The 24,038-nt window shown below is 66.2% G+C and carries 21 protein-coding genes; 12 read left to right on the forward strand and 9 right to left on the reverse strand.

Annotated elements, in window-relative coordinates; all coding sequences use genetic code 11:
* The 5 genes from P5705_RS13510 to P5705_RS13530 all read left to right on the forward strand — a co-directional run bounded on the left by P5705_RS13510 (position 1) and on the right by P5705_RS13530 (position 6,004).
* On the forward strand, positions 1 to 672 hold the full coding sequence (locus tag P5705_RS13510; RefSeq protein WP_011532275.1) for a heavy metal response regulator transcription factor: 672 nt from the start codon (positions 1 to 3) through the stop codon (positions 670 to 672).
* A 123-nt stretch (positions 673 to 795) separates the two neighbouring features.
* Entirely contained in the window at positions 796 to 2,211 is a 1,416-nt protein-coding gene (locus P5705_RS13515) for a heavy metal sensor histidine kinase (protein ID WP_277461333.1), read from the forward strand.
* Between the two features lie 130 nt (positions 2,212 to 2,341).
* Positions 2,342 to 2,557: a hypothetical protein gene (locus P5705_RS13520; protein ID WP_240066783.1), complete on the forward strand. Its 216-nt coding sequence runs from the start codon at positions 2,342 to 2,344 to the stop codon at positions 2,555 to 2,557.
* A gap of 257 nt (positions 2,558 to 2,814) precedes the next feature.
* The gene (locus tag P5705_RS13525) at positions 2,815 to 4,074 is read left to right on the forward strand and encodes an OprD family porin (protein ID WP_431196944.1); all 1,260 of its coding nucleotides are present in this window, start codon (positions 2,815 to 2,817) and stop codon (positions 4,072 to 4,074) included.
* A 424-nt stretch (positions 4,075 to 4,498) separates the two neighbouring features.
* Entirely contained in the window at positions 4,499 to 6,004 is a 1,506-nt protein-coding gene (locus P5705_RS13530; protein WP_277461388.1) for a sensor domain-containing diguanylate cyclase, read from the forward strand.
* Positions 6,005 to 6,113: 109 nt separating this feature from the next.
* On the opposite strand, the gene P5705_RS13535 is transcribed toward P5705_RS13530, so the two are convergent.
* On the reverse strand, positions 6,114 to 6,590 hold the full coding sequence (locus tag P5705_RS13535) for a ferritin-like domain-containing protein (RefSeq protein WP_277461335.1): 477 nt from the start codon (positions 6,588 to 6,590) through the stop codon (positions 6,114 to 6,116).
* On the opposite strand from P5705_RS13535, the gene P5705_RS13540 reads away from it, so the two are divergent.
* Both P5705_RS13540 and P5705_RS13545 read left to right on the forward strand, forming a co-directional pair.
* Positions 6,589 to 6,726: a hypothetical protein gene (locus tag P5705_RS13540; RefSeq protein ID WP_277461336.1), complete on the forward strand. Its 138-nt coding sequence runs from the start codon at positions 6,589 to 6,591 to the stop codon at positions 6,724 to 6,726. The genes P5705_RS13535 and P5705_RS13540 overlap by 2 nt on opposite strands.
* A gap of 68 nt (positions 6,727 to 6,794) precedes the next feature.
* Positions 6,795 to 7,016: a DUF3820 family protein gene (locus P5705_RS13545; protein WP_011532267.1), complete on the forward strand. Its 222-nt coding sequence runs from the start codon at positions 6,795 to 6,797 to the stop codon at positions 7,014 to 7,016.
* Between the two features lie 54 nt (positions 7,017 to 7,070).
* On the opposite strand, the gene P5705_RS13550 is transcribed toward P5705_RS13545, so the two are convergent.
* The 3 genes from P5705_RS13550 to ptsP are packed head-to-tail and all read right to left on the reverse strand — an operon-like array spanning position 7,071 to position 12,587.
* Entirely contained in the window at positions 7,071 to 8,786 is a 1,716-nt protein-coding gene (locus P5705_RS13550; protein WP_277461337.1) for a PTS fructose-like transporter subunit IIB, read from the reverse strand.
* Positions 8,786 to 9,733 carry a 1-phosphofructokinase gene (gene pfkB / locus P5705_RS13555; RefSeq protein WP_277461338.1) on the reverse strand — a complete coding sequence of 316 codons (948 nt, stop codon included), beginning with the start codon at positions 9,731 to 9,733 and terminating at the stop codon, positions 8,786 to 8,788. The genes P5705_RS13550 and pfkB overlap by 1 nt, the downstream gene beginning before the upstream one ends.
* 1 nt (position 9,734) lies before the next feature.
* Entirely contained in the window at positions 9,735 to 12,587 is a 2,853-nt protein-coding gene (gene ptsP, locus P5705_RS13560) for a phosphoenolpyruvate--protein phosphotransferase (protein ID WP_277461339.1), read from the reverse strand.
* Here ptsP and P5705_RS13565 point away from each other — a divergent pair.
* The 3 genes from P5705_RS13565 (at position 12,586) to P5705_RS13575 (ending at position 14,658) form a co-directional block, all read left to right on the forward strand.
* A complete protein-coding gene (locus tag P5705_RS13565) occupies positions 12,586 to 12,732 on the forward strand; it encodes a hypothetical protein (protein WP_277461340.1) in 147 nt (48 codons plus the stop codon). The genes ptsP and P5705_RS13565 overlap by 2 nt on opposite strands.
* Positions 12,733 to 12,883: 151 nt before the next feature.
* Positions 12,884 to 13,879, forward strand: a complete 996-nt coding sequence (gene cra, locus P5705_RS13570; protein ID WP_277461341.1) for a catabolite repressor/activator — start codon at positions 12,884 to 12,886, stop codon at positions 13,877 to 13,879.
* 2 nt (positions 13,880 to 13,881) lie between these two features.
* Positions 13,882 to 14,658: a TatD family hydrolase gene (locus P5705_RS13575; protein ID WP_277461342.1), complete on the forward strand. Its 777-nt coding sequence runs from the start codon at positions 13,882 to 13,884 to the stop codon at positions 14,656 to 14,658.
* A gap of 149 nt (positions 14,659 to 14,807) precedes the next feature.
* Here the strand turns inward: P5705_RS13575 and P5705_RS13580 are convergent, their stop codons facing one another.
* The 4 genes from P5705_RS13580 to P5705_RS13595 form a co-directional block, all read right to left on the reverse strand.
* On the reverse strand, positions 14,808 to 16,820 hold the full coding sequence (locus P5705_RS13580) for a methyl-accepting chemotaxis protein (RefSeq protein ID WP_277461343.1): 2,013 nt from the start codon (positions 16,818 to 16,820) through the stop codon (positions 14,808 to 14,810).
* Between the two features lie 214 nt (positions 16,821 to 17,034).
* Positions 17,035 to 17,865, reverse strand: a complete 831-nt coding sequence (gene ampE, locus P5705_RS13585; protein ID WP_277461344.1) for a regulatory signaling modulator protein AmpE — start codon at positions 17,863 to 17,865, stop codon at positions 17,035 to 17,037.
* Positions 17,862 to 18,428: a 1,6-anhydro-N-acetylmuramyl-L-alanine amidase AmpD gene (ampD, locus tag P5705_RS13590; RefSeq protein ID WP_277461345.1), complete on the reverse strand. Its 567-nt coding sequence runs from the start codon at positions 18,426 to 18,428 to the stop codon at positions 17,862 to 17,864. Before ampD ends, ampE begins: the two co-directional genes overlap by 4 nt.
* Positions 18,429 to 18,621: 193 nt before the next feature.
* Positions 18,622 to 20,775, reverse strand: coding sequence for a DUF1631 domain-containing protein (locus tag P5705_RS13595; protein ID WP_277461346.1), 2,154 nt, complete (start codon positions 20,773 to 20,775; stop codon positions 18,622 to 18,624).
* Between the two features lie 242 nt (positions 20,776 to 21,017).
* Here P5705_RS13595 and nadC point away from each other — a divergent pair, with 242 nt between their 5' ends.
* The gene (nadC, locus tag P5705_RS13600) at positions 21,018 to 21,866 is read left to right on the forward strand and encodes a carboxylating nicotinate-nucleotide diphosphorylase (RefSeq protein WP_213659617.1); all 849 of its coding nucleotides are present in this window, start codon (positions 21,018 to 21,020) and stop codon (positions 21,864 to 21,866) included.
* Between the two features lie 122 nt (positions 21,867 to 21,988).
* Here the strand turns inward: nadC and trxB are convergent, their stop codons facing one another.
* The gene (trxB, locus tag P5705_RS13605) at positions 21,989 to 22,951 is read right to left on the reverse strand and encodes a thioredoxin-disulfide reductase (RefSeq protein ID WP_028689829.1); all 963 of its coding nucleotides are present in this window, start codon (positions 22,949 to 22,951) and stop codon (positions 21,989 to 21,991) included.
* A gap of 328 nt (positions 22,952 to 23,279) precedes the next feature.
* On the opposite strand from trxB, the gene cysZ reads away from it, so the two are divergent.
* Positions 23,280 to 24,008 carry a sulfate transporter CysZ gene (gene cysZ / locus P5705_RS13610; protein ID WP_277461347.1) on the forward strand — a complete coding sequence of 243 codons (729 nt, stop codon included), beginning with the start codon at positions 23,280 to 23,282 and terminating at the stop codon, positions 24,006 to 24,008.
* Positions 24,009 to 24,038: the final 30 nt, after the last annotated feature.

Consider the following 24,038-nt stretch of genomic DNA (forward strand, 5'->3'; position numbering starts at 1 on the left):
ATGCGTGTGCTGATCATCGAAGACGAAGAAAAAACCGCCGACTACCTGCATCGCGGCCTGAGCGAACAGGGCTTCACCGTCGACCTGGCCCGCGACGGCATCGACGGCCTGCACCTGGCCCTGGAGGGCGACTATGCGGTGATCGTGCTCGACGTGATGCTGCCCGGCCTGGATGGCTATGGCGTGCTGCGCGCACTGCGGGCACGCAAGCAGACCCCGGTGATCATGCTCACCGCCCGCGAGCGGGTCGAGGACCGCATCCATGGGTTGCGCGAAGGCGCCGACGATTATCTGGGCAAGCCGTTCTCGTTCCTCGAACTGGTCGCCCGCCTGCAGGCGCTGACCCGGCGCAGCGCCATTCATGAACCCTTGCAGATCCAGGTGGCCGACCTGTGGATCGACCTGATGGCGCGCAAGGCCACCCGTGCGGGGCAACGCCTGGACCTCACCGCCAAGGAGTTCTCGCTGCTCAGTGTGCTGGCCCGGCGCCAGGGCGAGATCCTCTCGAAGACCGCCATCGCCGAGCTGGTCTGGGACATCAACTTCGACAGCGACGCCAATGTCGTCGAGGTGGCCATCAAGCGCCTGCGGGCGAAGCTCGACGGGCCGTTCGACAACAAGCTGCTGCATACCATTCGAGGCATGGGTTATGTCCTGGAGCACCGTGGGTAGCCTTGGGGGCGCTGCGCGCCCCGTTCGCGGCACAAGGCCGCTCCTACAACGGATCGCGGTCTCCTGTAGGAGCGGCCTTGTGCCGCGAACGGGCTGCGAAGCAGCCCCTTGGGGTAGCCATCCATGACCCTTTTCCGAAGCAAACCCGGCAACTCCATCGCCCTGCGCCTCTCGGCCCTGTTCACCCTGGTCGCCCTGGCGGTGTTCGTGCTGATCGGCAGTGCCCTGTACCGCCAGGTCGACCACAGCCTCGACCTGCTGCCCGCCGCCGAACTGGACGCACGCTTCAGCGTGCTCGAATCCACCCTCAACCGCTTCGGCACCCCTGAGCACTGGGCCAAGGTCAACAACAAGCTCAACCTGCTGAGCGAAGAAGACCGGCGCATCCGCTTCTGGGTGGTCAGCAGCGACCCGGCCTTCGAATACGGCCACCCCACCGAACAGGTCCGCGCCTTCGCCGAAGGCGCGCCGGGCATGCGCGACCTGCGCCTGGCCAGCAGCCCCTACCCGTATAAAGTGTTGGTCAGTGAACTACCCGCACTGGGCGACCGCCCGCCACTGCGCTTCCTGATCGGCATCGATACCGAGACTTTCTGGCAAGCCCAGCACAGCCTTCTGGTGGCCATCGTCGGCCTCGCCGCTTTCGGTGTGCTGCTGGCCTCGCTGCTCGGCTACTGGGTGGCGCGTATCGGCCTCAAGCCCCTGCAAGCCCTGTCGGACGAAGCCCAGGCCCTGGCCCCGCCGCGCCTGGACGGCCGCCTGCCAACCCGCGACCTGCCCCCGGAACTGGCACAGTTCGCCGGCGCCTTCAACGCCGCCCTCGACCGCGTCACCCAGACCTATTCACAGCTCGAAGCCTTCAACGCCGATGTCGCCCACGAACTGCGCTCGCCACTGACCAACCTGATCGGCCAGACCCAAGTCGCCCTGACCCGCGGGCGCAGCGCCGAGCACTACTTCGAAGTGCTGCAATCCAACCTCGAAGAGCTGGAGCGCCTGCGCAGCATCATCAACGACATGCTGTTCCTGGCCAGCGCCGACCAGGGCAGCAAGGCCACCTCGCTGACCAGCGCCTCGCTGGCCGAGGAAGTGGCCACCACCCTCGACTACCTCGACTACATCCTCGAAGACGCCCAGGTCAGCGTCAGCGTCAGCGGCGACGCCCAGGCCTGTTTCGAAAAGGCCCAGCTGCGCCGGGCGCTGATCAACCTGCTGAACAACGCCGTGCAGCACACCGCGCCACACCAGGTAATCCAGGTGCGCATCGAGGCGGGTGAAGAACAGGTGAGCATCGCCGTGAGCAACCCGGGGCCGGCGATTGCCGAGGAGCACCTGCCGATGCTGTTCGAGCGCTTCTATCGGGTGGATGCGGCGCGCAGCAACAGTGGTGGCGGCAATCATGGTTTGGGGTTGGCCATCGTCAAGGCCATCGCCGTGATGCATGGCGGCAATGTTTTCGTGCGAAGTGAGGCCGGCGCCAATACCTTTGGTATCAACCTGCCGAACGCTCAACTACGCGGGTTTGCGGTAAAAATCTGAAGCTATTCATCCTAATCATTACTTTTTGCGCAACAGTGCTTATCTAAACAGCCTCTGTTTCCCATGTGTTTACGGGACTAACTTAAGCCCTGTCTCCATTAGCACTTGCCCCGCAAGAAGGTTGCATCAAATGTCCAACAGTATGGGTATTGCCAGCGTGTTCGTCCTGTCTTCCCTGTTGTTGTCGCCCCTGGCCATGGCGGAAGAATCCCCGGCCTTCGTCGCCCGTAACGCCGAACTTGCCACTGTTCACCAGGAAGCCTTCGCGGCACGCCAGGCCGACGCTGCCAAAGACGTGCAACAGACCGCTTCCAAGGTGTCGGTCGACGACAACGCCGACAGCTGATCGGGCCACACCCGCGTTTCCAGATTTCCCTTGGCTACACCATGGGCACCGCCTGTGACGATATGTTAGCCTTTCAAAGCCGCTGCCCCGCAGCGGCTTTTTTTATGTGTCGAAAATATCAGCCCGGCTGTTACGTCTCTAATAAGAAACTTGCAGGCACGACAATAAAAAACTGCCCCATCGCTTGACCAAAGGAGTTTGTACCGGTGTCTTTTGCGTTTCGTTTCACCCCGTTGTTCGTTGCATTGGCCGCAACGATGCCCGTGGCCGCTCAGGCCGATGAAGCCAAGGCTGATGGCTTCATCGAAGGTTCCACGCTGAACCTGCATTTCAGAAATGCCTACTTCAACCGCAACGAGAAGAATGCCCAGATCAAGGACAAGCGTGAGTGGGGCCAAGGCGCTGTCGCCCGCTTCGAGTCCGGCTACACGCCGGGCGTGATCGGTTTCGGCCTCGACGCCCACGCGATGGTCGGCTTGAAGCTGGACGGCGGCGGCGGCCACGCCGGCACCTCGATCCTGCCAAGCGCGCCGGAAGACAAGGCGCGCCACGCCTTCTCCACCGCCGGCGGCGCAATCAAGCTCAAGGGCTTCGACACCGAGTTCAAGGCCGGTGACCTGTTCCTCACCAACCCGGTGATCGCCGGTGGCGAAAGCCGCATGCTGCCGCAGACCTTCCGCGGCGTCGCCGTGACCAACCGCAGCATCGACGGGCTGATGCTCGAAGGCGGCAAGGTCAGCTTCACCAAGCCGTACAACCAGAGCGGCCACCGCCGCATCAACACCTACTACAGCCAGCAGACCGCGGAGCAGGACAGCCAGAACCTGAGCTGGGCCGGCGCGTCGTGGAGCGGCACCGAGGGCGTCACCGCCAACGTCTACGCCGCCGAGCTGAAGGACATCTGGAACCAGTACTACGCCGACTTCGACTACACCTACCAGGTCAACGACCTGGTCAGCCTGAACCCAGGCGTGCACTTCTACCACACCCAGGACACCGGCCAGTCGAAGCTGGGCGACATCGACAACAACACCTGGAGCGTGCACTTCACCGTGGCCGCCGGGTATCACAGCGTCACCGCCGCCTACCAGCGGGTCAACGGCGACACGCCGTTCGACTACATCAACCTGGGCGACAGCATCTACCTGGACAACTCGCGCATGTACGCGGACTTCAACGCGCCGAACGAGCGCTCGTGGAAGCTGCAGTACAACTACGACTTCGCCGGCGTCGGCATCCCTGGCCTGACTTCGACGCTGTCGTACTCGCGCGGCAAGGCCGACCTGACCAAGGCCAGCCAGGACACCCAGTACTACAACTTCTACAACGCCGAGGGCGAGAACGGCCGGCACTGGGAGCGCGACTTCGACGTGAAGTACGTGTTCCAGGAGGGCCAGCTGAAGGACCTGTCGGTGCTGCTGCGCTATGCCACGCACCGAGCCAACGCGGCGTATTCGTCGGTGTCGGACAACGACGAATTCCGGGTGATCGTGGATTATCCGCTGAACGTGTTCTGATCCGGGATCGGGGACGAGGGCTTCGCCCTCGTTTCGCCGGCAAGGCCGGCTCCTACAGGTCCAGGTAGGAGCCGGCCTTGCCGGCCATGGCACTGAGCATTCGCCGATGCGGCACTGTAGGAGCGGATTCATCCGCGATGCGTCGCGTCTGCGACGCTCGATTTGCGCATCACCACAACCCCTCAGGCGAGCACCTGGGCGCCATCACGCGATCCTCGAACGGAACAAGGCACCGGTTTTACCGGTCTTCGCGGATGAATCCGCGCCTACGGGAAACCTGCGGCCCCAAGGCCTACTGAATCATTTCCGTCGGGCGGAACACCTTTAATCTTGTCCGACAATCCCCGCTTCCCTAGAATATCGCCCGCCGCTTTCCGGCCCATTCCCCATGGATCCCGGGGCTTATGCAGTTGCGAGCATGACGTTGCCCACCCGATCACCACGATCCGCCCTGTACAAGTCACACCCCGAGCTGATCCTCAACCTGGGCAGCTGCCTCGCCGTGCTCGCCATCGTGGCCATCGTCAGCTACCTGCTGGCCCGCGAGCGTGACAGCGTCGAGCAATCGGCGATGCGTTCGTCGAGCAACATCGTGCAGCTGATCGAAAGCGACATCCTGCGCAACGTCGAGCTCTACGACCAGTCGCTCAAGGGCCTGGTCTGGGCGGTGCGCCACCCGGAACTGCTCGACGTGCCGCCCAAGCTGCGCCAGCAGATCCTGTTCAACCAGGCGTTCACCGCGCCCATTCGCGGCGACATCCTCTGGCTCGACAACAAAGGCGATGTGGTCGGCGACTCCACCAGCATCATCCCGCGCCAGGCCAACTTCGCCGACACCGTGCCGTTCCAGACCCACCGCGACCACCCCGGCATGGGCCTGCTGATCAGCCCGCCGTTCAAGGCGCGCCTGGGCAACCTGGACTGGTGCATCAGCTTCAGCCGGCGAATCACCGGCAGCAACGGCGAATTCCTCGGCCTGGCCGCCGGCGCCTTGCGGCTGTCGTACTTCAACCAGCTGTTCGAACGCCTGGACATCGGCGTGGACAGCAGCATCAACCTGCTCAACACCGACGGGCAGTTGCTGGCACGCCAACCGACCCGCCCGCAGGACCCGCTGATCGGCGCCAGCTTCAGCGAACGGCCCAACTTCAAGCGCATCCTCAGCGAGCGCAGCGGCAGCTTCACGGCCCGCTCCAGCACCCATGACGTGCAGCGCATCTACACCTTCGCCCGGGTTGCCGACCTGCCGCTGATCGTGCTGGTGGTGCATTCCTCGGACGAGGTGTTCCAGTCGTGGCGGCGCACGGCGATCGTGGTCAGCGTGGCCACCGGCGTGCTGTGCATCGGCATTCTCTGGCTCACGCTTTTGCTAGGCCGCGAGCTGCGCCGTCGCCATGAAGCCGAGCAGGGCCTGGCGACCCTGGCCGCCACCGACAGCCTCACTGGCCTGGCCAACCGCCGTCGCCTGGACCAGGTGCTGCGCCAGGAATGGGCGCGTGCCCAGCGCAATCGCCGGCCGCTGGCGGTGCTGATGGTAGATGTGGATCACTTCAAGGCATTCAACCAGCGCCATGGCCATGCGGGGGGCGACCACGTGCTGCGCGAGGTGGCCAAGACCATCGAGCTGTGCATAAGACGCCCGGCCGACCTGGCCGCGCGCTATGGCGGGGAGGAGTTCCAGGTGGTGCTGCCGGAGACCGACTTGGCCGGTGCCCAGCTGTTGGCCGAGCGTATCCGGGGCAGCGTCGAGGCGATGCCGCCGTTCGGCGACGATGTGCGTGCGGTGACCGTCAGCGTGGGCATCGGCTTGCATATCCCCGGCACCCTGCAGGACCTGGCGGCGCTGCTGGGTGATGCGGACGAGGCGCTGTACCGGGCGAAGGCCAATGGTCGGAACCGGGTGGAAGGGCCCCAGGACCCGGCAATGTGAGCTTGGGGCTGCTGTGCAGCCCATCGCGGCTGAAGCCGCTCCTACAGAGACGGCGGACCACCTGTAGGAGCGGCTTCAGCCGCGATGGGCCGCAAAGCGGCCCCGAGGTTCAAGACCGAGCGCGTGCCGCGTTACGCAGCGCCTTCACCTGGTCATGATTACGCTGCACCCCCTGCAACTGCTTCTCCACCAGCACATAGCTCTGGTCGTTGGCAGTACGCCCCAGCTTGACCAGTTTTTCGCGGGCTTCCTTGTAGGCTTTGAGGGCATGATCCTCGCCCCGCTCCACTTCATTGAGCACGGCGGCTTCATCCTTGCCGGTGACCATCGACTTGAGGTTGACCCAGCCACGGTGCAGGTCGCCGCTGATACTGGTGCTGGTTTCCGGGTCGCCACCCAGCCGACGCACTTCGCCTTGCAGCTCCCCTGCGGCATTGGCGCAATCGCCAGCGCGCTGGACGAAGAACGCCTTGAGCTCAGGGTTCTTCACATCGTCGGCGGAGGCCTTGAAGCCTTTCTCGCCATCCTTGCTGTATTCGATCAGGTCGTTGAGTACGTCGATCACGTCTTTGTTGAGATTGCTCATGGCAACTACTCCTTGGCAGGTGGAAGTCACCTGGAACGGAGCAGGCTTCATGCCAGCCATGAATTATAAAAATATTTCTTTAAAATCAATAAGTTGGGATATTTCAATAAACGATGAAAAGCAGCGTTCTGCATGATCGCCGCTTGGGTCGTCGTGCAGATTGCAGTATGGTTCGCGGTCCATCCCTGCCCAGGCCCGAGCCCGATGAAACCCGAATCGCTGCAACTGCTGGTCACCCGCACCATGCCCTTCGGCAAGTATCAGGGCCGCCTGATCGCCGACCTGCCGGGCGACTATCTGGCATGGTTCGCCCGCAAAGGGTTCCCGCCCGGCGAACTGGGCGGGTTGCTGGCGTTGATGCACGAGATCGACCACAACGGGTTGGGTGACCTGTTGAAGCCGTTGCGCAGTAAAGCCCGAGGTTGATCAGCTCGGAACACAGCCCCTGTAGGAGCCGGCTTGCCGGCGAACAGGCCCGACCTAGCCCTTGGCCGGCGCCACCACCATCTCCACCTGCTCGCTCTTCTTGATCACGGCATACACCACCGCCGTCACCAGGCTCCCCGCCAGGATCGCCAGCAGGTACAGCAGCGCGTGGTTGATCGCATTGGGGATCAGCAGCACGAACAGCCCGCCATGGGGCGCCATCAGCTTGCAGCCGAAGTACATCGACAGCGCACCGGTCAACGCGCCCCCGGCGATGCTGGCCGGGATCACCCGCAGTGGGTCCTTGGCGGCAAACGGGATCGCCCCTTCCGAGATGAAGCACAGCCCCAGCGCCAGCGCCGCCTTGCCGGCCTCGCGCTCGCTTTGGGCGAACTTGCGCCGGGCCAGGAAGGTGGCGATGCCCAGACCGATCGGCGGCACCATGCCGGCGGCCATGGTGGCGGCCATCGGCGCGTAGCTGGACGAGGCCAGCAGCCCCACCGAGAACGCGTAGGCCGCCTTGTTGATCGGCCCACCGAGGTCGACACACATCATGCCGCCCAGCAACAGCCCGAGCAGGATGGCGTTGGTGGTGCCCATGCTGTCGAGAAACTGCGTGAGCCCTTCGAGCATCGCCGCCACCGGCTGGCCGACCACGTAGATCATCACCAGGCCGGTGAACAGGCTGGCCAGCAGCGGGATGATCAGGATCGGCTTGAGCGCCTCCAGGCTCGATGGCAGGCGCACCCAGCGGGCGATGGCCTTGGCACTGTAGCCGGCGAGAAAACCGGCGACGATGCCGCCGATGAAGCCCGCGCCCAGGGTGCCGGCCAGCAGGCCGCCGATCATGCCCGGGGCCAAACCCGGGCGGTCGGCGATGGACCAGGCGATATAACCCGCCAGCAACGGCACCATCAGCTTGAATGCCGCTTCGCCACCGATCTGCATCAGTGCGGCGGGCAAGGTGCCGGCCTCTTTGTAGGCCTCGATGCCGAACACGAATGACAGCGCGATCAGCAGGCCACCCGCCACCACCATCGGCAGCATGAACGACACACCGGTCAGCAGGTGCTTGTAGATGCCGGTCTTCTCGGCCTTTTGCGGGGCACTGGCAGCGCTGCTCTCGGCCTTGGCCTGGTTCAGCGCATTGTCCAGGGTGGCGCGGGCCTGCTTGAGGGCGATGCCGGTGCCACAGCGGTAGATGCGCTTGCCGGCGAAGCGGGCCGTGGGCACCTCGATATCGGCGGCCAGCAGCACCACGTCGGCTTCAGCGATGGCTTCGCTGGACAAGGGATTGCGCGCTCCAACCGAGCCCTGGGTCTCGACGGTGAGCTGGTAGCCCAGCGCCTGGGCGGCCTGCTGCAGGGCCTCGGCGGCCATGAAGGTGTGCGCCACGCCCGTGGGGCAGGCGGTCACCGCGACGATCTTCACCGCAGCATTGGCCACGGCCGGGGCCACATCCTGAACCTGTGCCTTGGCCGCCGCCTCGTCGAGGAAACCTTCGCGGTCCGCCAGGGCCTGGGCCGGTGTGCTCTGGTACAGGCGTTTGCCGGCAAAACGTGCCAGATCGATCGGACCGGTGCTGACCACCAGCACCCAGTCGGCCTCGGCGATCTGCGCCGGGGTCAGGCGGCGCTCGGGGTGGTCGGCGTCCTGCACTTCGACGCTGGTGCTCCAGCCGCGGCGCTGGGCGGCAGCAGCCAGCAGGCGCGCGCTGAGCACGCTGGAGACCTGGCCGTTGGGGCAGGCAGTGACAATGGCGATATTCATCAGCAGCCCTCTTCCTGTTGTTCTGTCAGCTGTACCCCGGCTTGCAACCGCGCCAGCTGGTCACGATCGTTGATGCCGAAACCCACCTGGGTCACCGCCTGGGCGGCGATGGCCGTGGCGCGGCGCAAGGTATCTACAACGGGCTCGCGTTGCAGCAGGCCATGGACCATCCCGGCCACCAGCGAGTCGCCCGCGCCCACGGTGCTGGCGATGCTCACCTGAGGGGGTTGGGCGTGCAGCGCCAGGCCACTGGCGAACCAGTTCACGCCCTGCTCGCCCTGGGACACCACGACATGCTCGATGCCAGTGGCCAGCAACTGCTGGGCGGCGGCGCGCTGTTCGGCCAGGGTGTTCACCCGCAGCCCCAACACCTCACCCAGTTCTTCGGTGTTCGGCTTCACCAGCCACGGCATCGCCTGCAAGCCGGCACGCAGCGCTTCGCCGCTGCTGTCCAGCGCCACCTTCAGGCCTTGGGCCTTGAGGGTATCCAGCAGTGCGCGCAGCCACTGCGGGCTGATGCCGCGCGGCAGGCTGCCGGCCACCACCACCGCGTCATGGCCGGGCGCGACCTGCGCCAGCTTGCCCAGCAGCTCCGCCTGGGCGGCTTCGTCTACCTGAGGGCCCTGGCCGTTGATGTCGGTGACCCGGCCGTCGGCTTCCACCAGTTTGATGTTGCTGCGGGTCTCGCCCGGCACGCGCACGAAGCAATCGGTGAAACCGCGTCGCTCGATCAGCGCCTCGAAGGGTTGCAGGTTGTCGCGGCCCAGAAAGCCGCCGACGGTGACGTCGTGCCCCAGGTCGGCCAGCACCTGGGCGACGTTCAAGCCCTTGCCGGCGGCATGGCTGTGCTGGGCCTGGCTGCGGTTGACCTGGCCGGGGCGCAGGTGGTCGAGGCCGACGGTGATGTCCAGCGCGGGGTTGAGGGTAAGGGTGAGGATCTTGGCCATCTCAGTAACGCTCCACCAGCGCCCGGACTGCTTCGGCGCTGTCTTGTTGCAGGGCCTCGCGCGCCAGGGCGCGGGCCGTCGAATGGTCGGCCTGGCGCACCAGGGCCTTGACTTCAGGGATGCTGCGGGCAGACACGCTCAGCTCGTCCACCTCCAGGCCCAGCAGCACGGCGACCGCCTGCGGGTCGGCCGCCAGCTCGCCGCACACGCCCACCCACTTGCCCTGGGCATGGGCGGCGCGCACGGTCATGTCGATCAGGTTGAGCACCGCCGGGTGCAGGCCGTCGGCCTGGGCCGACAGGCTCGGGTGGCCACGGTCGATGGCCAGGGTGTACTGGGTGAGGTCGTTGGTGCCGATGCTGAAGAAGTCCACTTCGCGGGCCAGTTGCGGCGCCAGCAAGGCCGCCGAGGGCACCTCGACCATGATGCCGACCTGCAGGTCGCTGACCGGGATCTCCTGGCGCAGGCGCTCGACCATGGCCTTGGCCGCGCGCCACTCGTGGACCTGGCCGACCATGGGGAACATGATCCGCAGTGGCCGGTTGTCGGCGGCGCGCAGCAGGGCGCGCAACTGGTCCTCCATCACCTGGGGCCGTTGCAGGGTCAGGCGCACGCCGCGCACGCCAAGGAACGGGTTGTCCTCCGCCGCGATGGGCCAGTAGGGCAAGGGTTTGTCGCCGCCCACATCGAGGGTGCGCACCACCAGCGGTCGACCGGCCAGGCCATCGAGCACGCGGCGGTACTCGGCTTCTTGCGTGGCCACGTCGGGCGCCTGGGGGTGGGCCATGAAGATCAGTTCGGTGCGCAGCAGGCCGACGCCTTCGGCGCCCTGCTCCACCACCTTGTCGATACCGCTGCTTTCGCCGATGTTGGCCACCACTTCCACGCGGTGGCCATCACGGGTGACCGCCGGCTCGTGGCGATTGGCCCAGGCGGCTTGCAGGCGCTGCTCGCGGGCATCGCGCTCGGCCAGGGCCCGCTGCAGTTCATCGGCAGGCGGTGCGACCACCACCCGGCCACGTTGGCCGTCGAGCAACAGGGGGGTGCCGCTGTCCAGCAACAGGACCGCCGCGCCGGCCCCCACCACGGCCGGGATGCCCAAGGCGCGGGCGACGATGGCGCTGTGGGCGGTGGCGCCGCCCTGGGCGGTGAGGATGCCGGCGACCCGGGCCGGGTCCAGGCGCGCCACATCCGATGGGCCGACTTCGGCCATCACCAGCACGTAGGGTTGTTCAGGCGCCAGGACGTCCTGCACGCCGCACAGCTGCGCCAGCACCCGGCGGCCGATATCGCGCAGGTCGGCGGCGCGCTCGGCTAGCAGGGTATCGTGCAGCGCCTCCTGCTGGCGCGCGGCGGCTTCGATCACCGCCATCCAGGCCGCGGCGGCACTCTCGCCCTGGGCCAGGCGCGACTCGACTTCGTCGGTCAGCGCCGGGTCGGCGAGCATTTCCTGGTGGGTGACGAAGATTTCGCCGATGGCCTTGTCGCTGCGCTGTACCAGCGCTTGAAGGTCGCCGTGCACGGCTTCGATGGCTTGGCGCAGCTTCAGGCGTTCCTGCGCGGTGGATTCGCCGCGCAGTGGATAGTCGATCTCACGCTCGACACAGATGTGGGCCGGGCCGCTGGCGATGCCCGGCGAGGCGGCGACACCTTGAAGGTGGCTGCCTGGAGTCGGAGCCTGAAGCGCTTCGGCCGCTGGCTCGGCTATCGGCGGCGCGACCTCCGGCAGAGGTTCGACCTCCTCGCCCAAGCCTTGCTCGATGGCCGCCAGCAATACCGGCAGGGCATCGGCGGCGACGGCCGGCTCGGCGATCAGCTCCAGCGTCTGGCCACGGCGCGCCCCCAGGCTGAGCAGCTTGCTCAGGCTCTTCACCGATACCGCGGGCTGGGCACTGTCGAGCAGGCGCACCCGCACTTCGCCCTCGAAGCCCTTGGCCAGTTGCGCCAGCACCTTGGCCGGGCGCGCATGCAGGCCGTGGGGGTTGGCCAGCACCACACGGGCACTGGGCCAGTCGGCGGGCGCCTCGCCACCGAGCACTTCGAGCACGGCGCGGCTGCTGGTGGCCAGGTAGAGCGTCTGCCCACGGCCCTCGATCAGCACTTCGCACAGGCGCTCGAGCAGCGCTTCGTGAGCGGCGCCGAGGCTGGCCAGGCAGAACAGGCCATTGAGCGGCTGGTCGCGGTAACGCAATGGTTGCTGTGGGGTGATGAAGGCCAGGCCCGGTTGCCGCACCTGGCGCTCGCTGTGCAGCCACCACAGGCCCTCGCCCAATGGCAGTGGTTCGGCTTGTTGCAGCACGGCGGCAAAACCGCTGTCGGCGCACCCGGCGCGTTGCAACAGGCGGGCGCCGCGCCAGGCCAGCTCGTCGAAGTCCTCGGCTGCAAGGCCCAGGCCGACCAGTTGCGCGTCCAGCGCCAGCTCGCGGGGGGCGCCTTGCAGCAGCTTGAGCAGCGCCTCGGCGGAGCTGGACCGGCGCAAGGCCTCGGCCAGGTCGGTTTCGCCCAGGGCGCGGGTCAACAGTTGCAGGAGGCGCAGGTGCTCATCGGAACGCGCGGCGATGGCGATGGCGAGGTAGACGATCTGGCCGTCGCCCCAGTCCACGCCCTCGGGAAACTGCATCAGGCGCACGCCGGTGGCGAATACCTGGTCGCGGGTCTGCGGCGTGCCATGGGGGATGGCAATGCCCTGGCCGAGGAAGGTCGAGCCCTGCGCCTCACGGGCGCGCAGCCCTTCGAGGTAGCCCTCGGCCACCAGCCCATCGGCCACCAGCCGCCCGGCCAGCAAGGCCAGTGCCTCACTTTTGTCGGCGGCCTTCTGGCCCATGGCAATCTGCTCCACGGCAAGCTCGAGCATGACCTTCTCCTTTTGCGGCGCCCACGTCGGCGACCCAGGTATTGTTGTGAATTTGGCGGCCAAATACCGCTCGAACGATCAGCATGGCGGGCAGACAACTGGTTTCTCGGCAGAAAAATTTCCAATGCTGAATCGTTTAATCTGACCAAGTGGCCACGTTACTCGATAATCTTCCGACGAAAAAGCCCCATCCTGTCGGACAATTGCGACAATGGTCGTCTGCGCGCGGGCCTGCCGATGGGTGACACTACCCGGTCAGGCAAGCAGTCAGCCCCGGAAATAACAAGGAAAATTCGGTGAAACTCAGCGATATCGCCCGTCTGGCCGGTGTGTCCGTGACCACCGCCAGCTACGTCATCAATGGCAAGGCCGAACAGCAGCGCATCAGCAACAGCACCGTCGAGCGCGTGCGCGCGGTGGTCGAGGCCCATGGCTTCACCCCCAACCCCCAGGCCGCCGGCCTGCGCAGCCGGCACACGCGCACACTGGGCTTCATTCTCCCGGATCTGGAGAACCCCAGCTACGCCCGCATCGCCAAGCAACTGGAACAAGGGGCCCGGGCCCGTGGCTACCAGTTGCTGATCGCCAGCAGCGACGACCAGCCCGACAGCGAGCGCCAGCTGCAGCAGCTGTTCCGCGCGCGCCGCTGCGACGCGCTGTTCGTCGCCAGCTGCTTGCCGCCAGAAGACGACAGCTACCGCGAGTTGCAGGCCAAGGGCCTGCCGGTGATCGCCATCGACCGGCGCCTGGACCCGGCACACTTCTGTTCGGTGATCAGCGACGACCGCGACGCCAGCCGCCAACTGGCCCAGAGCCTGTTGAGCAGCCACCCGCGCAGCATCGCCCTGATCGGCGCGCGCCCTGAGCTGTCGGTCAGCCAGGCCCGCGCCGGGGGCTTCGAAGAGGCCCTGCAAGGCTTTGCCGGTGACGTGCGTCGCTACCAGGGCGAAGCGTTCAGCCGCGAATGCGGCCAGCGCCTGATGCAGCAGCTGATCGACGAGCTGGGTGGCCTGCCGGATGCCCTGGTAACCACCTCCTATGTGCTGCTGCAAGGGGTGTTCGACACGCTCCAGGCGCGCCCGGCCGATTCGCGCCAGCTGCAGCTGGGCACCTTCGGCGACAATCAACTGCTCGATTTCCTGCCACTGCCGGTCAACGCCATGGCCCAGCAGCACGGCCTGATCGCCGCCACCGCGCTGGAGCTGGCGCTGGCCGCCATCGAGGACAAGCGCTACGAACCCGGCGTGCACGCCATCGGCCGCACCTTCAAGCAACGTATCGCCCTGGCCTGAGCATGCGCCTGATCGACACCCACACGCACCTGGACTTCCCCGACTTCGATGCCGACCGCGAACAGTTGCTGGCCAACGCGGCGGCGCGCGGCGTAGAGCGAGTGGTGGTGCTGGGGGTGTACCAGGAGAACTTCCAGCGGGTGTGGGACCTGGCCTGTCGCGACCAGCGTGTCTACGCCGCGCTGGGGCTGCACCCGATCTACCTCGACCAGCATCGCCCCGAGCACCTGGTGCAGTTGCGCGAGTGGCTGGAGCACCTGCACGGTGATCCACGCCTGTGCGCAGTGGGCGAGTTCGGCCTGGACTTCTACCTGCCGGAACTGGACCCGGCGCGCCAGCAGGCGCTGTTCGAGGCCCAACTGCAACTGGCCTGCGACTTCGCCCTGCCCTCGCTGCTGCACGTGCGCCGCAGCCATGCCCAGGTGATCGCCACGCTCAAGCGCTACAAACCGGCGCGGGCGGGGATCATCCATGCCTTTGCCGGCAGCTATGAAGAGGCGCGGGAATACATCAGGCTCGGTTTCAAGCTGGGGCTCGGCGGCGCCGCCACCTGGCCCCAGGCACTGCGCCTGCGCAAGACCCTGCCGCGCTTGCCGCTGGAGAGCGTGGTGCTGGAGACCGACGCACCGGACATGGCGCCGGCGATGTTCCCCGGGCAGCGCAACAGCCCGGAGCATCTGCCGGAGATTGCCGGGGCGCTGGCGGAGGTGATGGGGATCGAGCTCGATGCACTGGCTGAGGCCAGCAGCCGCAATGCCTGCGAAGTGTTTGGCTGGTAGACCAACGCGACCCCTGTAGGAGCGGCCTTGCGCCGCGAAAGGGCCGCAAAGCGGCCCCGGTATTCTGCGTCACGGCAACTGTCACTGGGGCTGCTACGCAGCCCATTCGCGGCACAAGGCCGCTCCTACAGGGGTCGAGCCGCTGCCGGCTAGACCCTGAACGCGCCGATCAGACGCTTGAGTTCCACTACCTGCGCCGACAGCGCGCGGCTGGCGTCCTCGGTCTGGCAAGCACCCTCGGTGGTGTCCTGGGCCGCGCGGTTGATCGCCACGATGTTCAGGTCGATATCGTGGGCCACGGCCGTCTGCTGCTCGACGGCAGCGGCAATCTGCTGGTTCTGCTCGACGATCCCACCCACCGCGCCAAGAATATTGCCCAGGGCCTGCTGCACCTGACGTGCCTCATCAACCGTGCCAGCGGCCATCTGGTGACTACTGCCCATCACCTTCACCGCCGCCCCGACACCATCGCGCAAACGCTGGATCATCTGCGCGATCTCCTCGGTGGAGTCCTGGGTACGCCTGGCCAGGGTCCGCACTTCGTCGGCGACCACGGCGAAGCCCCGGCCCTGCTCGCCGGCCCGGGCGGCCTCGATGGCGGCGTTGAGGGCCAGCAGGTTGGTCTGCTCGGCGATGCTGCGGATCACCTCCAGCACACGCCCGATCGCCTGGCTGTCGCCCGCCAGCTGGTTGACCGCCGCCACGCTCTGGTCGATCTCGCCGGCCAGGCGGGCGATGCTGCCCTGCTGGCTCTCGACCAGGTCGCGGCCGGAGGCGCTTTCATGGTTGACCCGCTGTGCGCCCTCGGCGGCCAATGCCGCGCTGCGCGCGACCTCCAGTGAAGTGGCGCTCATCTGGTTCATCGCCGTGGCCACCTGCTCGATCTGCTCGCGCTGGCCACTGACCGCCAGGTTGCTGCGGGCCGACACCGACAGCACCTGGCCGGCCTGTTCCTCGACCGTGGTCACGGTGTGCCCCACCTGCTCGATCAGCCCGCGGATGCGCCGCACGGTCTCGTTGAAACCGCGACCCAGCTCGCCGAGCTCGTCCTGGCTGCGGGCCTGGAAGCTGACCGTCATGTCGCCGGCCGCCACCTTGTCCATGGCGCTGCCCAGGTTACCGAGGGTTTCACGGGTGGAAACGTAGAAACCGCTGTAGAGGTAGATGATCAGCACGAACACCGAGGCCAGCGCGACCACCAGGCCGATCATGCGCAGACGGTGTTCGCCGAGGCGCTCCTCGAGCTGCCCGTGCAGATGAGTCAGCACCGCGTCGTTGAGGCGGTAGGTCTGGGCCATCAGGTCGCTGGTCTGCTGGTAGAAGCCGGCCCACGGCGTGTCCAGGCTTTCAGCGACCACTACCTGATCTTCGAACAGCGTCGACGCCTGCTTGACCGTGGCCTGGCTGGCCTGGGCAACAGCGGCGAGGTCGGCCTTGGCGGCAGCATCGCTGGCCAGGGCATCGTCAAGGCGAATGGCATAGTCGGCGGACAACCGCTCCAGGCGCTGCAACAGGTCCTCGAAACGAGCACTGCCGGAGGAGTCCATGAAGCCGCGCCCCAGGGCCACCGCGCCCATCGCCCGGCCCTCGCCCAGCGCCTGGGTGACCTGCGCGGTGGCGCTGCCGACCAACTCGCCCAACTGGCGCACCGAGGCCTGGCTATCCTGGCTCAGGCCTGCCTGGCTGGCGACCAGCTTGCCCAGCACCTGGGCCTGGGCCAGCAGCTTGTCGAACAGCGCCACTTTGTTCTGCAGCGACGTCTCGCCACGCGCCTGGGCGAAGGCATCGGCCAGCTCGCCGCGCTTGGCCTCGAGCACCGGGTCGCTGCCCTTGAGCGCGTCGAGCTGGGCCTGGACCTTGTCCTGCAAGGCGGCGATGCGTGTCTCCACATCACCGGCCTGGCCCGACTGGCCGAGCACGGCATTGATCTGCAAAAGATTGCCCAGGGTTTCCAGGTCGCCGCGCAGGGCCAGGCTATCGCCCAGCGGCGCCAGGCCCTGAAGCTCAACGTGGGTGGCATGGAACTGGTTGTAGGCGTCACGCACCAGATAGAAGCTGGTGGCGAACATGGGCAGGAAAAACAGGACGCTGATCAAGCTGAACTTCATGCCGAAGCTCAGGCGATTCATCAGTGCGATGGCCGGATAGAGCAGCTGCTTCACAGGTCACCTCCTTGAATTCTTGTTGTTCTGCGGGGTAGCACTAGGCCATCTATAGCCCAAGGCTTTGTATAGCGCAGATTGGAATCAAGGTTTGTAACTTATGGTTAAGTTCGCCTGTAGGAGCGGCTTTAGCCGCGATGCGGTGTGGGCACCCGCTGCGCGGGTGATCGCGGCTGAAGCCGCTCCTACAGGTGCTCCAGGCGCCGCGACACTCTCAGACCAGCACGGTCCACAGCGCAAAGCAGGCGTACCAGAGCACCGCGCAGCGCAGCAACAGTTCCCACAGGCTGTCCAGCCGCTCCAGCCCGCGCTGGTGGTCTTCCTCTTCCGGAATATCGTCGGCCACCCGCCCGACCTTGGCCACCAGGTGCCCGGCACTGATATGCCAGTCGAGCAATTCATGCAGCATCACCCGGGTGACCGCGACAAAATTGCCGACCAGGGCGAAACTCACCGCGATGACCCGCACCGGCAGCCAATCCAGGGCATGGCGCAATTGCCCGGCCAGGGTCTGCAGCGCCGGCTGGCGGCTGTGGTCGGCGGTCAGGGCGAGCAGGCGGTAGGCCAGCGCCGCGCCCGGCCCAAGCAGGAAGTACCAGAAGATCACCGCGAAGAAGCTCTGGTAGGCCTGCCACAGCAGATGCCCCTGGACCCGCTTGATCAGGCCCTGGGCATCATCGGCGGCCAGGCCCAGGTCACGCTCGGCCACGTGCAGCGCGGCCTGGTCGTCGCCCCGGCGCCAGGCATCGCGAAACGGCCCCAAGGATGCCTTCACATCGCCGCGTCCCAGGCTGTACACCAGCACCAGCAGGTGCACCGGCAAGGCCAGCAGGCCATAGGCGACCGGCTCCAGCACATGCAGCAGCAAGGCCAGCACCGCCACCGGCGCCAGGATCAGGATAGCCAGGGTCCACCAGGGGTGGACCTTGCCGCTGCGCTCCAGGCGCACCAGTTCGCCGAGGAAGAAACCATCACGCTGCACGCGCTGGCGCAGGGCGGAGAACTTCTCGACCCACAGCGCCAACACCAACACCAGGAAACTCATGCCTTGTCCTCGTTACGCTGCAGGGCGGCGCGGTAGCGCGGCCAGTCGAATGCCGGGCCCGGGTCGGTCTTGCGCTGCGGGGCGATGTCGCTGTGACCGCAGATGCGCTGCGGCCCGATCACCGGCCAGGCGCCGCGGATCTCGCGGGTCAGCTGCTCCAGGGTGGCGTACTGGGCATCGGTGTAGGGCAGCTCGTCGGTGCCCTCCAGCTCGATACCGATGGAAAAGTCGTTGCAGCCTTCACGCGCTTCGAAGCGCGATACGCCGGCATGCCAGGCACGGTCGAGCAGCGAGACGAACTGGGTCGCCTGGCCGTCGCGCTCGACGAACAGGTGGGCGGACACCGTGAGGTGGTTGATGGTGGCGAAGTAGGGGTGCTCGTGCGGGTCCAGGCGGTTCTGGAAGAACTGCTGGACCTTGCCGGTGCCGAAGCAGGCCGGCGGCAGGCTGATGTTGTGGATGACCAGCAGCGAGATGGCCTCGCCGTCGGGGCGGGCGTTGAAGTTCGGCGAAGGGCAGCGGGTCACGCCGGAGAACCAACCGGTCGCACGGTCCAATTGCATGGAGCAGATCCTGAAAACACCGGGTACAGGATCGCAGTATGCCTCGCAGGCGCGGCCGATTGCATGTGAATCATTGTAAGGGCCGCAACGGAGCGCAAAGTGTCGGATCGCCTCGCAAGGCAGCGCCGCACCTGTAGGAGCCGGCTTTGCCGGCGAAAGGGCCAGTACCGCCAAGGACGTTCCTACGGCTTCACTACCCCTGCTGCCGGCGCAAGCCCTCAAGCACCGCCTCCAGCGCCCGCTCGAACAGCAACCCGTCATCAAGCAGGCGAACCTCCCCCAGACGCAGCGCCACGGCCAGCCCGGCACGGTTCCATTCACGCACCTTCATCCCGGTGCGGTTGGCAAAGACGAAGCGGTCGTTGATGTCCACACGCGCCACCAGCTTGCAGCGCAACGGTTCATCATCGTCCAGCACCTCGACCCAGGTGCCGATACGCAGGCGCTGCACCTGGCGCAGCGCTGGCTCCTGGTCATCCAGGCACGGGCGGGGCCCGCAGGCCGGCTCGTCGGTGATGGCCAGTACGATGTCGTCTTCGACACGTACCAGGGCCAACGCCCCATCGCTCTCCTCCACCTTCCCCGCGCACGCCTGCAGGTGCAGCCGCTCCAGTTGCAGGAAGAACTCACGGGTGGCCGCCGAGTCCAGCGCCACCCCCGCCAGCCCTTCGCGCAATGCCTTGAGCAAACCGGGTACCTGCTCAAGCAACCGGCTCGGCTCAGGGGCCGGGGCGATGCTGACGAGCAGGGTGTCGACGGTCGCCAAGCCATCGGCCCACGCCGTCGAGGCCTCGCCCTGCTTGAGCCAGGCCAGCAGCAACACCTGGCTCCAGGATTGCACCAGCATCCGCAGCACCCCCTCGGGCAACAATCGCCCCCGCAGGCGCAGGTTCAACTCATCCTGTACACGCTGACGGGCCAGCAACGTGCGGGCACGGCCTTCCTCGGCGTCGCGCGTGCGTTGCTCGAACAATTCGTTGCGCCGCCGCTCGTCCTGGCTGAAGGCCAGGAACTCGTCGAGCAGTTCGCTGAACAGCCCGCAATCTTCGGAGAAATCATTGAGCAGCCGCTGGACGATGCGCTCCACCCGCAGGTGCAGGCTGTCACGCAGGCCTTCGGCATCGCTCTCCCAGCCGATGGCCGTGGTGGCGATTTCGTTAAGCAGGCGCCGCGCCGGATGGGTGGCGCGGCAGAACAACGCCTTGTCGATCAGGGCAACCTTGAGCAGAGGAATATGCAGACGGCCGATCAGCCCACGCAGGCTGACGGGCAGGTTGTCGTCGACCTCGATGTAGCCGAACAGCAGGCCCACCAGGTTGATCATGTCCTCGTCGTCGGTGGCGATACGCCGGCGCGTACCGCTGCGCACGCTGACCCGCAGCAGCAACTGCTCCAACTGCTGGCCGAGATTGAAGTCGTCCGGCTCGCCTGCGGCTGGCACGTAATGCTGCAGGTGGGTGAGCAGGCGCAGCAGGTCGCTCGTGCCGATCGGTTGGGCCGAGCCCACGGCTTGCAAGCGCGGCGCGATGCATCCCCGGGAAGGGGCCAGAAGCCCCTGTACCGAGGCAAAGAAAGCCTGGCCGGCAGCATCGGCTCCAGACTCGCCAGCTTGCACGGGGTTGGCCGGCACACGCCGGGCAATGCCGCGTAAATCCTCGGCGCGGCGGCGCGGCGCAGGTTGCAGGCCGGGCAGCACACCGGCGCTGGCCAGCAGTTGGCCGGCCTCGCCATACAGCAGGTCGAGGTCACGCAGCACATAGCGTTCGAAGAGCTTGAGCAAGACCATCTTGACGCTCGTGCCCACGCCCAGATTGCGCCCGGCCGCGAGGAAATAATCACAGAGACTGGCAGGGCCAAGCGGGTTGTGCCGCTCATCCAAGTCCCGATCGAGCAGCGCGGCGAAGCGCTGGTTCAACTGCTGAAGAAAGAAACCGTCACGCGACAGCACCCGATCGACCATGCCCTGTACAACGCTGGAACGCTCGAGCTCGGTCTCGCCGCAGGCCACTGGCGTCGGCATCAGCGAATCGAACAGGTCGTTCTGGCCAATCCGCGCAAAGGCCTCGTAGAACAAGTCGAGGAACCCGCGCTCGATGCTCTTGCGCTTCAGCCGCAGGTCGCGCATGGCTTCGAAATAGAGGTTCTGGTCGACCCGGGCGCCGGCCTTGTCGGCCATCTCGAAGAGGGTGTCGTCGGCATTGTCGAACAGCGCCTGCAAGCCTTGGCGCAGCTGCAAGGCCGCCTTGTCGCGCACCTGCAGGAGCAACACGGGAAGGCTCGGCGAGGGCGTGCGCGCGCCCCGGTCGATGGCGGCCGCCAAAGGCACCACCTTGCCTTCTTTATGCATCCCGGACTCCTTGATGGATGTAACGTTGTTCGACTGGAAGGGGTCGTCAAAGCTATGACGCCAAATACAAGGCGCCATTATCGATGAAAATTCTGACAGCTGCTAGCACGCCATTCGCACGCCTCACTGACAGTGCATTCGTCCGATTGCTCGCACAACCTGACCAAAGGTCACCGCCGCAGCAGCTGTACACGCTGCCCCCCTGCCCTATAATCGCCGGCACCTAGCTTGTGGAGCCGACCATGCCGAACCTACGCCTCGCCGACCTGACCGCCGAAATCGAAGCCAACGTGCGCCGCGCGCTGCTGGAAGACATCGGCAGCGGCGACATCACCGCCCAGTTGATTCCGGCGGAGCGCCTGGCCAAGGCGACCATCATCACCCGCGAGGACTGCGTGATTGCCGGCACGGCCTGGGTGGATGCGGTATTCCGCCAGCTCGACCCGCGGGTGGCGGTGCACTGGCAGGTCGCGGACGGTGAGCGGGCCACCGCCAACCAGGCGTTGTTCCACCTCGAAGGCCCGGCGCGCTCGCTGCTCAGCGGTGAGCGCTCGGCCCTGAACTTCCTGCAGATGCTCTCGGGCGTGGCCACCCGCGCGCGTTTCCTCGCCGACCTGGTGGAAGGCACCCAGGTGCGCCTGCTCGACACCCGCAAGACCCTGCCCGGCCTGCGCCTGGCACAGAAGTACGCAGTCACCTGCGGCGGCTGCCACAACCACCGCATCGGCCTGTACGACGCCTTCCTGATCAAGGAAAACCATATCGCCGCCAGCGGTGGCGTGGCCCAGGCCGTGGCCGCGGCGCACCGCATCGCGCCGGGCAAGCCGGTGGAGATCGAGGTGGAAAGCCTGGACGAGCTGCGCCAGGCACTGGCGGCGGGGGCCGATATCGTCATGCTCGACGAATTGACCCTGGACGAGATGCGCGAGGCGGTGCGCATCAACGACGGCAAGGCCAAGCTCGAGGCCAGCGGCGGTGTGAACGAAACCACCCTGCGGGTGATCGCCGAAACGGGTGTCGACTACATCTCGATCGGTGCCATGACCAAGGATGTGAAGGCGGTGGACCTGTCGATGCGCCTTAGCCTGTAGGTCGAATCGCGGATATGAAAAAACCGGCCATAAGGCCGGTTTTTTTGTAGGTCCTGTTCGCCGGCAAGCCGGCTCCTACAGGGGCTTGCAGGAGCCGGCTTGCCGGCGAACCAACGCAACGCTTAGTGCGCGGCGTTGGCCAGGCCGTCCAGGTAGCGCTCGACATCCAGCGCGGCCATGCAGCCGGCACCGGCCGAGGTGATGGCCTGGCGGTAGACGTGGTCGGCCACGTCGCCAGCGGCGAACACGCCCTCGACGTTGGTGGCGGTGGCGTTGCCTTCGCGGCCGCCGTGGACCACCAGGTAGCCGTCCTTCAGGGTCAGCTGGCCTTCGAACAGCGAGGTGTTCGGGGTGTGACCAATGGCGATGAACACGCCATCGACCTTGATTTCGTCGAAGCTGCCGTCGTTGTTCTTCAGGCGCGCGCCAGTCACGCCCATGTTGTCACCCAGCACTTCGTCCAGGGTGGCGTTGAGCTTGAGCTCGATCTTGCCTTCGGCCACGCGGGCGTGCAGCTTGTCGATCAGGATCTTCTCGGCGCGGAAGGTATCGCGACGGTGCACCAGGGTCACCTTGCTGGCGATGTTGGCCAGGTACAGCGCCTCTTCCACGGCAGTGTTGCCGCCGCCAACCACCGCGACCGGCTTGTTGCGGTAGAAGAAGCCGTCGCAGGTGGCGCAGGCCGACACGCCCTTGCCCATGAAGGTTTCTTCCGAGGGCAGGCCCAGGTAGCGGGCGCTGGCGCCGGTGGCGACGATCAGCGCGTCGCAGGTGTAGGTGCCGCTGTCGCCGCGCAGGGTGAACGGCTTGTTGGCCAGGTCCACGGCGTTGATGTGGTCGAAGACGATCTCGGTCTCGAAACGCTCGGCGTGTTCCTGCATGCGCTGCATCAGGGCCGGGCCGGTCAGGCCATGGGGGTCGCCCGGCCAGTTGTCGACCTCGGTGGTGGTGGTCAGCTGGCCGCCGGCCTGCATGCCGGTGATCAGCAGCGGCTTGAGGTTGGCGCGGGCGGCATAGACCGCGGCGCTGTAACCGGCAGGGCCGGAACCGAGAATGATGACGCGCGAATGACGTACTTCAGACATGTCGAACTCCTGTCGAGCCGGCCGCACCGGGCCGGTACCTGTGTACCGGCTGCGCCAGCTGGAATTAAAAGGGACCCACGCAGCACTTGGGGAAGGCTACAACGCGCAGGTCCTGAAACCAAAAAAGTTGAGCGCACTGTAGCGAGGCCGCAGAGAGTAAGGAAATATCCTTCGACAATCCACCTCATAGGCAGTCTCTATCCTGGGAAGAAACCGATAGACCACCTCCAGGCGCTTTGTTACAGGCCGTTTCCCGGCCACCGAGTGCCTTTCGTCGCCGCGACAAACTCGGTAAGGTCAGCGCGTTTTCCTTCTGCGGAGCATTCCGATGCAAGCCCCCGTCCTTTCCGGCCCCCAGTACCTGCGCGAGGGGCTGAAGCTGGTCCTGAGCCCGAGCCTGCGGCTGTTCGTGCTGCTGCCCCTGGCGGTCAACCTGCTGCTGTTCGGCGGCCTGATCTACTTCGCCGGGCACCAGTTCAGCCTGTGGGTCGACAGCCTGATGCCCACCCTGCCCGACTGGCTGAGCTTCCTCACCTACATCCTCTGGCCGCTGTTCGTCGCCCTGGTGCTACTGATGGTGTTCTTCACCTTCACGATGCTGGCCAACGTGATCGCCGCGCCGTTCAATGGGTTTCTCGCGGAAAAGGTCGAGGTGGTGGTGCGCGGCCAGGACACCTTCCCACCCTTCAGCTGGGCGGAGCTGGTGGCCATGGTGCCGCGTACCCTGAGCCGCGAGATGCGCAAGCTGGGCTACTTCCTGCCGCGGGCCATCGGCCTGTTCATCCTGTCGTTCATCCCGGTGGTCAACGTGATCGCCGCGCCGCTGTGGCTGGTGTTCGGTGTCTGGATGATGGCCATCCAGTACATCGACTACCCGGCGGACAACAACAAGATGAGCTGGCAGGACATGCTTGCCTGGCTGCGCCAGAAGCGCTGGCAGTCGATGGGGTTTGGCGGGATCACCTACCTGGCGTTGATGATCCCGGGCGTGAACGTGCTGATGATGCCGGCGGCGGTGGCGGGCGCCACGCTGTTCTGGGTGCGTGAGCGCGGCTGACCCACATACCTAGCCTCGGTAGGAGCCAGC

The organism is Pseudomonas entomophila (assembly GCF_029478665.1).
In the GTDB taxonomy this organism is placed as follows: Bacteria; Pseudomonadota; Gammaproteobacteria; order Pseudomonadales; family Pseudomonadaceae; genus Aquipseudomonas; species Aquipseudomonas entomophila_F.